General features: G+C 73.5%; 11 protein-coding genes and 2 pseudogenes. 7 read left to right on the plus strand and 6 right to left on the minus strand.

Annotation, left to right across the window (positions count from 1 at the left end):
- Positions 1–19: 19 nt before the first annotated feature.
- Entirely contained in the window at positions 20–565 is a 546-nt protein-coding gene (locus ACFT41_RS11665) for a TetR/AcrR family transcriptional regulator (protein ID WP_377587670.1), read from the plus strand.
- Between the two features lie 73 nt (positions 566–638).
- Positions 639–2885, plus strand: a complete 2247-nt coding sequence (locus ACFT41_RS11670; RefSeq protein WP_377587669.1) for an MMPL family transporter — start codon at positions 639–641, stop codon at positions 2883–2885.
- A gap of 86 nt (positions 2886–2971) precedes the next feature.
- Here ACFT41_RS11670 and ACFT41_RS11675 read toward each other — a convergent pair whose 3' ends face one another.
- Entirely contained in the window at positions 2972–3163 is a 192-nt protein-coding gene (locus ACFT41_RS11675) for a DUF2795 domain-containing protein (protein ID WP_377587668.1), read from the minus strand.
- Positions 3164–3264: 101 nt separating this feature from the next.
- Here ACFT41_RS11675 and ACFT41_RS11680 point away from each other — a divergent pair, with 101 nt between their 5' ends.
- Entirely contained in the window at positions 3265–4521 is a 1257-nt protein-coding gene (locus ACFT41_RS11680; protein WP_377587667.1) for an erythromycin esterase family protein, read from the plus strand.
- 3 nt (positions 4522–4524) lie between these two features.
- On the opposite strand, the pseudogene ACFT41_RS11685 reads toward ACFT41_RS11680, so the two are convergent.
- Both ACFT41_RS11685 and ACFT41_RS11690 read right to left on the minus strand, forming a co-directional pair.
- Positions 4525–4821: pseudogene (locus ACFT41_RS11685) on the minus strand (rRNA adenine N-6-methyltransferase family protein); the annotation flags it as partial.
- A 371-nt stretch (positions 4822–5192) separates the two neighbouring features.
- Complete coding sequence (locus tag ACFT41_RS11690) at positions 5193–6098, minus strand: Gfo/Idh/MocA family protein (protein WP_377587687.1); 906 nt, start codon at positions 6096–6098, stop codon at positions 5193–5195.
- 158 nt (positions 6099–6256) lie between these two features.
- Between ACFT41_RS11690 and ACFT41_RS11695 the strand changes: the two genes are divergently transcribed.
- Positions 6257–6649, plus strand: coding sequence for a hypothetical protein (locus ACFT41_RS11695; protein WP_377587686.1), 393 nt, complete (start codon positions 6257–6259; stop codon positions 6647–6649).
- Positions 6642–7085: a hypothetical protein gene (locus ACFT41_RS11700; RefSeq protein ID WP_377587666.1), complete on the plus strand. Its 444-nt coding sequence runs from the start codon at positions 6642–6644 to the stop codon at positions 7083–7085. Before ACFT41_RS11695 ends, ACFT41_RS11700 begins: the two co-directional genes overlap by 8 nt.
- Here the strand turns inward: ACFT41_RS11700 and fabG are convergent.
- Both fabG and ACFT41_RS11710 read right to left on the minus strand, forming a co-directional pair.
- Positions 7058–7816 carry a 3-oxoacyl-ACP reductase FabG gene (gene fabG, locus ACFT41_RS11705; RefSeq protein WP_377587665.1) on the minus strand — a complete coding sequence of 253 codons (759 nt, stop codon included), beginning with the start codon at positions 7814–7816 and terminating at the stop codon, positions 7058–7060. The two genes, ACFT41_RS11700 and fabG, sit on opposite strands and share 28 nt — an antisense overlap.
- Positions 7817–7907: 91 nt before the next feature.
- Positions 7908–9385: pseudogene (locus ACFT41_RS11710) on the minus strand (alpha-amylase family protein).
- Between the two features lie 77 nt (positions 9386–9462).
- Here ACFT41_RS11710 and ACFT41_RS11715 point away from each other — a divergent pair.
- Both ACFT41_RS11715 and ACFT41_RS11720 read left to right on the plus strand, forming a co-directional pair.
- Positions 9463–10077 (plus strand): DUF1349 domain-containing protein, encoded by a 615-nt coding sequence (locus ACFT41_RS11715; RefSeq protein ID WP_377587664.1) that lies wholly within the window; start codon positions 9463–9465, stop codon positions 10075–10077.
- A 98-nt stretch (positions 10078–10175) separates the two neighbouring features.
- Positions 10176–10850, plus strand: coding sequence for a DedA family protein (locus ACFT41_RS11720; RefSeq protein ID WP_377587663.1), 675 nt, complete (start codon positions 10176–10178; stop codon positions 10848–10850).
- Between the two features lie 64 nt (positions 10851–10914).
- On the opposite strand, the gene ACFT41_RS11725 is transcribed toward ACFT41_RS11720, so the two are convergent.
- Positions 10915–12483, minus strand: a complete 1569-nt coding sequence (locus tag ACFT41_RS11725; RefSeq protein WP_377587662.1) for a cellulose binding domain-containing protein — start codon at positions 12481–12483, stop codon at positions 10915–10917.
- Positions 12484–12491: the final 8 nt, after the last annotated feature.

Below are 12491 nucleotides of genomic sequence, written 5' to 3' on the forward strand. Positions count from 1 at the left end.
GTGGCCAGGAGGTGGCCGGATGGCACGGGCGGTACCCGAGACACACGCCGAGATCCTGGCGGCGGCAGGGCGGCGGTTCGCCGTGACCGGATACAAGGGCACCTCGTTGCAGGACATCGCCCGTGAGGTCGGCGTCTCGAAGGCCACCGTGCTCTACCACTTCGCCAACAAGGAGGCCCTGCTCAGCAAGCTGATGGCCCCGGAGCTGGCGGCGGTGGCAGAGCTGGACGAGCGGATCGCCGGGCTGCGCGGCGGCCAAGCCCAGCGCGTCGCCGCCGAGGGCTTCGTCGACCTCGCGGTGCGCTTCCGCCGACAGATCGCGCTGCTGCGCGGCGAGTTCCCCGTGCTGCTCCAGCAGCCGGCCTTCGTGCACGTGCAGCAGATCTCCGAACGGCTCATCGCGGCGTTCGCCGGCCACTCGCCCCACCCGGCGGCCCGGATCGCGGCCCTGGTCGTGCTCGCCGGGATCGCCGAGACCTGCGGCGAGTTCGACGACCTCGGCGACGACGAGCTGCGCGACGCCCTGCTCGGCCTCGTCCGGCGCGCGCTGGTGCCCCCCGACTGACCCCACCACCGTCCAGTCGGCCCACGACTCCACCCATGACGACTCCACCCACACGATCGAGGACAAGGATCTGATGGCGACCCTGTTGTACCGGCTCGGCCGGGCGTCACTGCGCCACCGACGGCTCGTCGCCGTCGTCTGGCTCGTCGTACTCGTCGGCCTCGGCCTCGCCGCGGCGACGCTGCGCGGCCCGACGGCGAGCAACTTCACCATGCCCGGCACCGAGTCCCAGCGCGCGATCGACCTGCTCGCCGAGCGGTTCCCGGCGGCCAGCGGCGCCACCGGCACCATTGCCGTGAAGGCACCGGCGGACGGCCAACTCGCCACGCCCGAGGGGCAGACCCTGGTCAAGCAGGTGACCCAGGAGGCGGCCACCCTGCCCGGGGTGGTCGGCGCGGTCGACCCCTACAAGTCCCAGGCGATCTCCCCCAACGGCCGGTACGCGCTGATCCAGGTGCAGTTCGCCGGCCGCGCCGATGACGTCACCGACTCCCAGCGCGACGCGTACGAGAAGGTGGGCGCGCAGGCCGAGGCGCAGGGGTGGCAGATCGCCCCGGGCGGCGAGGTGCTCGGCGGCGAGCCGGAGGTCGGCTCCACCGAGGCGCTGGGCGTCCTGGTGGCGGCGATCGTCCTGGTCATCACGTTCGGGTCGCTGGTCGCGGCCGGGATGACCATGCTCAACGCGCTGATCGGCGTCGGCGTCGGCATGGCCGGCCTGTTCGCGCTCTCCGGCGTCATCGAGCTGACCAGCACCGCGCCGATCCTGGCCCTGATGCTCGGCCTCGCGGTCGGCATCGACTACTCGCTGTTCATCACCTCCCGCCACCGGCAGCACCTGATCGAGGGGCTGTCCCCGGAGGAGGCGGTCGGCCGGGCCGTCGGCACCGCCGGCTCCGCCGTGGTCTTCGCGGGTGCCACCGTGGTCATCGCGCTCGCCGGCCTCGCCGTGGTGGACATCCCGTTCCTCACCGTCATGGGCCTCGCCGCCGCCGGCACGGTGACCGTCGCCGTGCTGGTCGCCATCACCCTCGCCCCCGCGCTGCTCGGCTTCGCCGGCAACCGGGTACTCCCCCGCCGGCTGCGCCGGGCCGGAAGCGCCACGGGCGCCGCGCCCACGAACGGAACGGCACCGGCCGAGGACCGAACCGGGACGGCATCCGCCGAGCACCGAACCGTGGCACCGACCGAGGACCGGTCCGGTTTCGGCTTCCGCTGGGCCGGCCTGGTCACCCGGCTGCGCGTACCGGTGATCCTGGTGGCTCTGCTCGGCCTGGGCCTGCTCGCGGTGCCCGCCCCCGACATGCGGCTGGCCCTGCCGGACGCCAGCGCCGCCGCGGCGGGCTCGCCGGCCCGGGTGAACAACGACCTGGTCCGGGAGGGCTTCGGCCCCGGCTTCACCGGCCGCCTCGCGGTGGTCGTCACGTCCGACTCCCCGCAGGCCACCGCCGCCGCGGCCCCGCAGGTCGCCCAGCTGGTCCAGGCCACGGACGGGGTGCTCGCGGTGGCCCCGCCGCAGACCGACCCGACCGGGCGGACCGCGCTGCTCGGGGTGATCCCCCGCAGCGGACCGACCGACGAGGCCACCGAGCAGCTGGTGCACGACATCCGTCGCCAGGTCGCCGGCGTCGCCGGCGCGGACGTGCTGCTGACCGGCGCGACCGCGATCGGCATCGACGTGTCGGAGAAGCTCTCCGACGCTTTGCCGGTCTACCTGCTGCTGGTCGTCGGCCTGTCGATCCTGCTGCTGATGCTGGTGTTCCGGTCGATCCTGGTGCCGGTCAAGGCGGCGCTGGGCTTCCTGCTCACGGTCGCCGCCACGTTCGGCATCACGGTGGCGGTGTTCCAGCAGGGAACGCTGGCCGGCCTGGTCGGCCTGGACACCCCCGGCCCGCTGGTCAGCTTCCTGCCGATCCTGCTCATCGGCATCCTGTTCGGCCTGGCCATGGACTACGAGGTCTTCCTGGTCTCCCGGATGCGGGAGGACTACGTGCACGGCGACACCGCGCACCAGGCCACGATCAACGGCATGGGCCACGGCGCGCGCGTCGTCACCGCCGCCGCGCTCATCATGATCTCGGTCTTCGGCGGCTTCGTCTTCCTCGACGACCCGGTGATCAAGTTGATGGGCTTCGCGCTCGCCGCCGGCGTCGCGATCGACGCCTTCGTGGTCCGGATGACCATCGTGCCGGCGGTGATGTCGCTGCTCAACAAGGCGGCGTGGTGGATCCCGCGCTGGCTGGACAAGGTCCTGCCCAACGTGGACATCGAGGGCGAGGGCCTGCGCGCCCACCTGGCCGACAAGGACCCGGCCGCCGGGTGAGAGGTGCAAGGAGGGGCCCCCTGTTAACGCATTCTGTTGTACAGGGGGCCCCGCCTAACAGCGCCTGATCCGCTGGGCGTCGGTGCTCAGGCCAGCGTGCTCAGCGCCTCGGTCAGCTCCGCCGGGGACGAGAACGCCTCCGCCGGCAGCGCGTGCAACATCTGCAACAGCTCGGTGCTGGCCCCGTTCTCCTGCCCCCAGCGGACCAGGTCCTCCCGGGAGACCGGGTAGTCGAGCCCCGCCAGGTACTCCTGCAACTCCACCCCACTGACGGTCATGTCGGCCGGCTACCCGTTCGGCCCGTCTCCATGCCCCGCGCGGCCCCGCCCGGGCGCCGCGGCGGGCGGTTTGTCCCGGCGGGGGCCGGGTAGCCGCAGACATGCTGGTACAGCGGCTCGGCGCGCCGAGCGACTTCGATCCCCTGCTGGATCGGATCCGGGGTGCCCGGATCGTCATGATCGGCGAGGCGACGCACGGCACCCACGACTACTACCGCCTCCGCGAGCAGCTCACCCGGCGGCTCGTCGCCGAGCACGGCTTCCGCTTCGTCGCCGTCGAGGGGGACTGGCCGGACTGCGAGCGCGTACACCGGTCGGTCACCGCCGCCCCCGGCGGACTCGCCGACCCGCAGGTCGCGCTGGAGCGCTTCAACCGCTGGCCGACCTGGATGTGGTCGAACGCCGAGGTGGCGCGCTTCTGTCGCTGGCTGCGCGCCTGGAACCAGGAGCAACCGGGGGAGCAACGCGCCGGCTTCCACGGCCTGGACGTCTACAGCCTCTGGGAGTCCATGCAGGCGATCTTCGACTACCTGGGCGAGGAGGAGCCGGCCTCGCTGGAGGCCGCGCAGGAGGCGTACCGGTGCTTCGAGCCGTACGGCCGGCGGATCGAGGAGTACGGAGCCGCCAGCCGGTTCGTCTCGGCCCGCTGCGAGGAGGAGGTGGTACGGCTGTTGGCGCGTACCCGGGAACAGGCCGCCACGGACGGCCCGGACCGCTTCTCGGCCTGGCAGAACGCGGAGGTGGTGGCCGGCGCGGAGCGCTACTACCGCGCGATGATGGGCGGCGGCCCGCACTCCTGGAACGTCCGGGACATCCACATGGCGGACACGCTGGACCGGCTGCTGGACTTCCACGGCCCGGGCTCGCGGGGGGTCGTGTGGGCGCACAACACCCACGTCGGCGATGCCCGGGCCACCGACATGACCGCTGGCGGGATGATCAACCTCGGGCAGCTCGCCCGCGAGCGGCACGGCACGGACACCGTGGTGCTGATCGGCTTCGGCAGCTACCGGGGCACGGTCGTCGCCGCGCCACGCTGGGGCTCGCCGGCCGAGGAGATGGTGGTGCCGCCGGCCCGCCCCGGCTCCGTGGAGCGGCGGCTGCACGAGTTGCTGCCGGAGCGGGCGGTGCTGGTCTTCGGCGGCCCCGACCAGCCCGGCTGGGTCACCGAGGAGCACGATCACCGGGCGATCGGCGTCGTGTACGACCCGAGCTTCGAGTCGTGGGGCAACTACGTGCCGACCCGGCTGGGCGAGCGCTACGACGCGTTCGTCTGGTGCGACGAGACCCGGGCCGTGCGCCCGCTGCCGGCGCTCACCTCGTTCGGCGAGATGGAGACGTACCCGGCGGGGGTGTGACCCTCAGCGGAGCAGGCGGTGCAGGGTGATCCACTGTTCCGGCCAGACCTCGCCGGGCAGGGCATCCCGGTCGAGGCGTACCGCGCGCAGCGCCGCAGCCACCCGGGCACGGGGGCGGTGCCGGCTCAACGAGGCCGCGACGCCGCCGCCGACCCCGCCGAACCCGACCTCCACGAGCCGGCGGTACGCGGGCAGGTCGCCGGGCGGCAGCAGCGGCTCGGCGCGCCGGTCGAGGCGCAGGATGCCGGCGTCGACGCGGGGCACCGGGCGGAACGCGGTCCGGGGCACCGTGCCGGCGAGGGGCACGGACAGGCGGCCGGCGGGCAGCCGGCGGTGGGGCCTGTCCGGTCGGATGGGGACTCGGACGGCCCTCGGCGCGGGGGACGCGGGCGGCGTTCACCGCCCGGCGGCGATCAGGCGCGGGTGGCGTCCCGGCCGGCCGGGGCCGGACGCCGGACTCGCGGGCGGGCCACCAGCAGCGGGGCCCACGCGGCCGGCGAAGCGGCCACGTCGATCAGGGCGTGCGTGAACATGCGGGCAGAGTAGGCCGGGCGACCCCGCTCACGCGACCGATTTGCCGGCCACCCAGGCGCAACCCACCTCGGCCACCGGAGCGACGGCTACGACGTCCTGTGACGACCGGGATGCCGCACACAGCCGGCAGTGCGGTCTCAGTCGGGCACGGTGACGGTGCGGCCCTCGGCGCGGGCCGTCTCGGCGGCGGCGAGGACGACCACCACGTCGCGGCCGAACCGCACGTCGCACCGGTGGTCCCGGGTGCCGGCGTCGATCTCCTCCAGGAGCTGGTCGATCGCCACCCCGAACGCGGTCAGCGAGCTGCCGTCGCCGGGCGGGACCGGCTCGACGCCGCTGTCGCCGTAGAAGGCGAACTCGGTCGCGACGGCCTCGGGCGGGGCGTCGAGGGTCAGCGAGACGGTGCTCGTCGCCCCGCCGGAGTGGGTGAGCAGCAGGTGGACCAGGCCACGCGGGCCGTCCATCGCGGCGACCCGGGTCACCGGGCCGAGCACCGGCAGGATGATCGACAGGGCGTGCGGGCCGATGTCCCACAGCGCGCCCCGGTCGCGACGCCACTGGGAGCCGCCGTACGGGCTGCCGGGCTGGAAGATCGACCCGAAGCGGACCGCCTTGGCGGTGTGCCAGCCGCCCGCGGCGGCGGTCGAGGCGAGGAAGCCGGCGATGTTCGGCTGGAAGCGGCTGGTGAAGAAGACCACGGAGGCGACGCCGGACTGCGCGGCGGCGGCGACCACCCGGTCGGCGTCGGCGACGGTCAGCGCCAGCGGCTTGTCCAGCAGCAGGTGCCGGCCGGCCGTGGCGGCCCGGACGGAGATGTCGGCCTGGACGTCCGGCGGCAGCGCCACGGCGACCGCGTCGCAGGCGTCGAGCAGCGCGTCGACCTCGGTGAACGCGGGCACCCCGTGCCGGCGGGCCAGCTCGGCGGCGTGGTCGGGGTTGCGGCCCCAGACGCCGGCCAGCTCGGCGCGGGGGTGGGCGTCGATGCCCGCCGCGTGCGTCTCGGCCGCCCAGTGGCCGGTGCCGAACAAGCCGAACCGCAGCACGGTCCACCCCCGGTGTCCGTCGTCGGCGCCGGCGAGCCCGGAGCCGTGATCCACGCTAGCCCGCCCGCCCCGCCCGGCGCAGCCGACGCGTCGGGAACGGGTACTACGCCGGTTAGTAGGCTGTCCCGGTGACCGAGACTGCGACGCCGTTGGCGTCGATGACCAGCGCGGCGGCCGGCTCGCCGGTGGACGGGGTGCTGGCGACGGCGACGATCGTGCTGTCGCTCGTACTCGCCGGGTGGACGCTGGTGGCGGCGGTGCGCAACCGGCCGCCGGACCGGATGCAGCTCGCCGGCCTGGCCGTGCTGGAGCTGGCGCTGCTCGCGCTGGCCGTGGTGGCGCTGGTCGCGCTCGGCGGCGGCGAGCGGCCCGGCGAGCCGGGTGCGTTCTTCGGCTACCTGGTGACGCTGGTCTGCCTGCCGCCGCTGGCGTGGGTGCTGGCCCGGATGGAGCCGACCCGGTGGGGCTCGGCGATCGTCTGCGCGATCTGCCTGGTCACGCCGGTCGTGGTGGTCCGGCTCCAGCAGACCTGGGAGGTCGTCGGTGGTTGAGACCGAGGCGCCCCGACCGGCCACCAACACCGGGCCGGGCCGGCTGCTGATCGCCGTGTACCTGCTGTTCGCCATCGCCGCGACCTCCCGGGCGGGCCTCCAGATCGCCACGCGGTTCGCCGAGGCGCCGGTGGCGTACCTGCTGTCGGCGCTGGCCGCGCTGGTCTACATCGTGGCCGCCGTGGGGCTGGCCCGCGCCGGGCACGCGGGCCGGCGGGTCGCGCTGGCCTGCTGCTCGGTGGAGCTGGTCGGGGTGGTCGGCGTGGGCCTGCTCAGCCTCGCCGACCCGCAGCTGTTCCCCGACGAGACGGTCTGGTCGGGGTTCGGCAGCGGGTACGGGTACGTCCCGCTGGTGCTGCCGGTGCTCGGCCTGCTCTGGCTCTGGCGCACCCGTACCCGCCCCACCCCTCAGTCCTTCGGGCCGCCGGCCACGTAGACGACCTGGCCCGAGACGAAGGACGCGCCCTCGCTGGCCAGGAACGAGATGGTGTGCGCCACGTCCTCGGGACGGCCGACGCGGCGCACCGGGATCTCCGACTCGGCGTGCTTCTGGAAGGCCTCGAAGTCCACCTTCATCCGGGCGGTGGTGGCGGCGGTCATGTCGGTGACGATGAACCCGGGCGCGACCGCGTTGACGGTCACCCCGAACGGGCCCAGCTCGATGGCGAGGGTCTTGGTGAAGCCCTGCAGGCCCGCCTTCGCCGCCGCGTAGTTGGCCTGGCCCCGGTTGCCCAGCGCCGAGGTGCTGGAGAGGTTGACGATCCGGCCCCACTTCCGTGCGACCATGTGCTGCTGGGCGGCCTGGCTGAACAGGAACGCGCCGCGCAGGTGCACGCCCATCACGGTGTCCCAGTCGGCGTCGGTCATCTTGAACAGCAGGTTGTCGCGGAGCACCCCGGCGTTGTTGACCAGCACGGTGGGCGCGCCCAGCTCGGCGGCGACCCGCTCCACGGCGGCGGTGACCTGCGGCCGGTCGGCGACGTCCGCGCCGACGCCGACCGCCCGGCCGCCGGCCGCCACGATGGCGTCGACGGTGTCGGCGGTGGCCGCCTCGTCGATGTCGACCACGGCCACGGCCAGGCCGTCGGCGGCCAGCCGGCGCGCGGTGGCCGCCCCGATCCCCCGTGCGGCCCCGGTCACGATGGCGACCCGCTGCTCCTCCGACATGCCTACCTCCCGGTAACCTACGGCGACCCGGGGAGCGTAACCCACCCGCCGGCGGTCAGAACGCGGCGCTGCGGCAGAGCCGGATCCAGCGTCAGAACGCGTCGCCGCGGCACAGCCGGATCCAGCGGTAGCCGTGGCCCGACAGCTTCAGGGAGTCGAGCTTGCCCAGCTCGCCGTACCGGCGGTCGGCGAGGACGTCCATCGGCTGGTCCGCCTCGGCGGCGAGGCCACCCAGGTCGACCTCCACGTCGCCGGTGCCGAGGTTGTGCAGGAAGACCATCGTCCCGGTCGGACCGTCGGCCCGGTGCGCCAACACCCCGGCCGGCATCGGCACGTCGATGTGGGTGGTCGACCCGGAGCCGATCTCCGGGGCCTCGCGCAACGTCCGGATCATCCGCTCGAACCACGACAGCAGCGAGCGCGGGTCACCGCGCTGGGCGGTCACGTTGACCTTCTCGTACGAGTGGTCACCCGAGTCGATCACCGGGCGGACCAGCTTCTCCGGGTCCGCCGTGGAGAAGCCGGCGTTCGGCTTGAACGACCACTGCATCGGGGTACGGATCGCCTCCCGCCCCGGCAGCGACAGGTCCTCCCCCATGCCGATCTCCTCGCCGTAGCGCAGCACCGGCGTGCCGCGCAGCGAGAACTGCAGCGCGTACGCCAGCTCGACGCGGCGGCGGTCGTTGCCGAGCATCGGGGCGAGCCGGCGGCGGATGCCCCGGTCGTAGCTGCGCATGCGCTCCTCGGGACCGAACTCGGCGTACACCTGGTTGCGTTGCTCGGCGGTGAGCCGCGACAGGTCGATCTCGTCGTGGTTGCGCAGGAACGTGGCCCACTGGCCGCCGGCGGGCAGCGTCGGGGTGTCCCGCAGCGCCTACTGCACGTGCTGGCGCAGCTCGGTGAGGAACTCGAAGTCTTTCGGTGAGCTGGGGTTGCCCGGCTCGGTCAGCTCGATGATGAACGGCACGGCGTCCATCCGGAACCCGGAGACGCCCAGCTGGAGCCAGAACGACACGATCTTCCTGACCTCGGCGCGCACCTCCGGTTTGCGAAGTTGAGGTCCGGTTGGTACTTGTAGAACCGGTGGTAGTACCAGGCCTTCGCCGTGCGGTCGTAGCTCCACGTCTCGTCCTGCTCGCCCGGGAAGACCATGCCCTGGTGCCGGTCGGCGGGCTCGTGGTCGGCCCAGACGAACCAGTCCCGGTACGGCGAGTCGGGCGAGGAGCGGGCCGAGACGAACCACGGGTGCTGGTCGGAGGTGTGGTTGACCACCAGGTCGATGATCACCCAAATGCCCCGGTTCTGCGCCCGGTGCAGCAGCTCGGCGAAGTCGCCGAGGGTGCCGAAGCGCGGGTCCACGTTGTAGAAGTCGGTGACGTCGTAGCCGTCGTCCCGGTTGGGCGACGGGTGGATCGGGTGCAGCCACAGGCAGGTCACCCCGAGCCGGGCCAGGTAGTCCAGCCGGCCGATGAGGCCTCGGAGGTCACCGACCCCGTCGCCGTCGGAGTCCGCGTACGTGTCGATGTCGAGGCAGTAGACGACAGCCTCGGAGTACCACCTGTCACCCATGCCGGCGTACCTTCTCCGATTCGGCCCGGCGGCAAACGCGAGTACCACCCGCATCGCCGGGCGGTAGCCTGCCGGGCATGAGCATCGGATCGGGCACGGAGCCGCGCGACGTCGACTGGGCGGAGGGCGAGTGGCTGCACCAACCGGTGCGGACCGAACCGACGCCGGACGGCGGCCTGATCGTGGAACCGGCCGAGGGCAGCGACTTCTGGCGGCACACCAGCTACGGCTTCGTGCACGACAACGGCCCGGCCCTGCTCGCCCCGCTGCTCTCCGGCAGCGCCGTGGAGGTCGACTTCCGGTTCGACTTCGCCGAACAGTTCGACCAGGCCGGCGTGCTGGTCCGCGTCGACGAGCGCAACTGGGTCAAGGCCGGGGTGGAGGTCAGCGACGGCCAGCCGCAGGTCGGCGCCGTGGTCACCCGGGAGGTCTCCGACTGGTCGGTCGCCCCGGTTCCCGAGTGGTCGGGGCGGCAGGTGAGCGTACGGGTGAGCCGGGCCGGCGACGCGCTGACCATCCGGGCCCGGGCCGGCGACGAGCCGTGGCGGCTGGTCCGGGTCTCCCCGCTCGCCCCGGACGCCGAGGCGGCGGCCGGCCCGTTCTGCTGCGCGCCGCTGCGGAGCGGGCTGGCCGTCCGGTTCACCGGCTGGCGGCAGGGCCCGGCGGACGCGGCGCTGCACCCGGAGGACTGAGCGCCGCCGCGCTGGGTAAGACCTTTCGATCCCCCGGCGGAGCCCGATCCCCCGGCGGCTCCCCAGCGGCTCCCCGGCGGCTCCACGGAAGGAGACCCATGGCCCTCGCCCAGGACGTCGAACCGTCGCAGTTCATCGGGCTGACCGGCTGGGTGGCCGGCGTCATCGAGGCGCTGGGTGCGGTCGGGGTGGCCCTGCTGGTGGCCCTGGAGTGCGTCGTCCCGCCGATCCCGAGCGAGATCGTGCTGGCCATGGCCGGCTACCTCGCCTCGCAGGGCCGGTTCGACGTGGCGCTGATCGTCCTCGCCGCGACGGCCGGCTCGCTGGTCGGGGCGCTGGTCCTCTACTGGCTCGGCGCGGTGATCGGCGAGGCGCGGCTGAAGCGGTGGCTGGACCGCATCCCGCTGGTCGACCGGGCCGACCTGGAGCGGGCCGACCGCTGGTTCGAACGGCACGGCCGGGGGGCGGTGCTGGTCGGCCGGCTGGTGCCGGTGGTACGCAGCCTGGTGTCGGTGCCGGCCGGGGCGAACCGGATGCCGCTGGGCCAGTTCGTGCTGCTGACCACGCTGGGCAGCGGGGTGTGGAACGCGCTGATCGTGGGGGCCGGCTTCGCGCTCGGGTCCCGCTGGGAAGAGGTGGACCGCTACAGCAGCTGGTTCAACTACGCGATCTTCGCGGTCTTCGGGGTGATGGTCGTGAGCTGGGCGGCGAAGAAGGTGCGCCGCCGCCGCCGCGCGCGGCGCGACCGGCAGTCGGTGACCGCCGGCCGCTGACCGCGCGCGGGTCCGGTGTCGCAGTCCGGGCGGCCCGGTGTCGGGCAGCCCAGTAGCGGGCAGCTCAGTACCGGGCGGTGATGTTCGTGAACTCCCAGGTGTTCTGGGCGATGCCGGAGCAGTTGGCGACCACTCCCCCACCCGGGCACGGCCGGTCACGGTTGACCGCCCAGAACGTGAACCGGGACAGGCCGCGGGCCTTCGCCCAGTCGCGGATCTGCGTCCAGGTGGCGGGCGAGGTCAGCTCCTGCTGGTCGGAGAGGCCGTTCATGCCGGAGATGCCCATGTGCGCGTACGCGGTGGCGTCGGACCAGCCGAACGCGTTGCGCAGCGCGGTCTTCAGCCCCTCGGACGCGTTGACGGTGTTCTGGTACATGTTCGCGCCGCCGCCGAAGTCGAACGGCATGATCGTGAACGTGTCGATGTTCGCCCCGAGCGCCGCGGCCTGGTTGATCAGCCGGGTGCCGTAGTACGACGGCCCCGTGGTCGAGGTGCCGAACGTGACGATCGTCTTGATCCCCGGGTTGTTCTGCTTGACGATCTTCAGCGCGCCGAGGATGCGGTCCTGCACCGCCTCGTTCTCGAACTCGTCGCTGTTCTCGATGTCGATGTCGATGGCCTTGAGCCCGTACGCGTTGATGACCTGCTGGTACGCCCCGGCCAGGGCGCTGGCCGAGGAGCAGTTCGGGCCGAGCTTGTTGCCGCTCCAGCCGCCGAAGGACGGGATGACGTCGCCGCCGGCCGCCCGGATCGCGGCGATGGTGGCGGCGTGCGCGCCGCCGGTGAGCGGGCCGCTGCCGTCCCACGCCGGGGTGCAGCCGCCGCCGGAGAGGACGAACGCGATGGTGAACCACTTCACGCCGGTCGCCTGCATCACGGTGGCAGGGGCGGGCGGGTCACCCCAGCCCGGGTAGAGGTAGGGCGCGGCGGCCATCGGGCCGGTCCCGCCCGTGCAGCCGGTGGTGGTGGCGGCCACGGCTGGTGACTTCGCCGACTCGCCCGAGGAGTCGTACGCCGCGACGGTGTAGCTGTGCGCGGAGCAGGTGGCCAGCCCGGAGACCGTCGCCGAGGTGCCGGTGACGGTGGCCCGCACGGCGCTGCCCTCGTACACCCGGTAGCCGGTCACGCCGGAGACGGCGTTCCAGGACAGCGACACCGACGAGGCGGTGGTGCCGGCGACCCGCAGCCCACCCGGGGTGGCCGGGCCGGACGGGGTGCCGCCGCCGGTGCAGGAGCCGCCGTCGACGGTGCAGTTGGTCGGGTCGCCGGTGCCGGCGACGACGAAGCCGAACGTGGTGCTCGCCCCCGGGGCGAGGGTGCCGTTCCAGGACTTGTTGACGGCGGTGACGTGCTGGCCGGAGGTGGTCATCGTGGCGTCCCAGAAGGAGCCGAGGGTGGTGCCACCGGGCAGGTCGAACTGGACGTTCCAGGAGCTGATGCCGGCCGAGGTGTCGTTGGTGACGGTGAACTTCGCCTCGTATCCGCTGCTCCAGCTGGCGGTGCGGACGAACGCGGCGGTGGCCGCCGACGCGGCCGGCGGGGCCGCGAGGGTGGCCGCGACGACGGCGGCGGCGAGCGCGGCGGCGAACGTCGCCGCGCGGGGGGAGCGCAGTGTCGGGGCACGCAGTTTCACGGTGGCCT

This window comes from Micromonospora sp. NPDC057141 (genome assembly GCF_042670805.1).
Lineage (GTDB): Bacteria > Actinomycetota > Actinomycetes > Mycobacteriales > Micromonosporaceae > Micromonospora.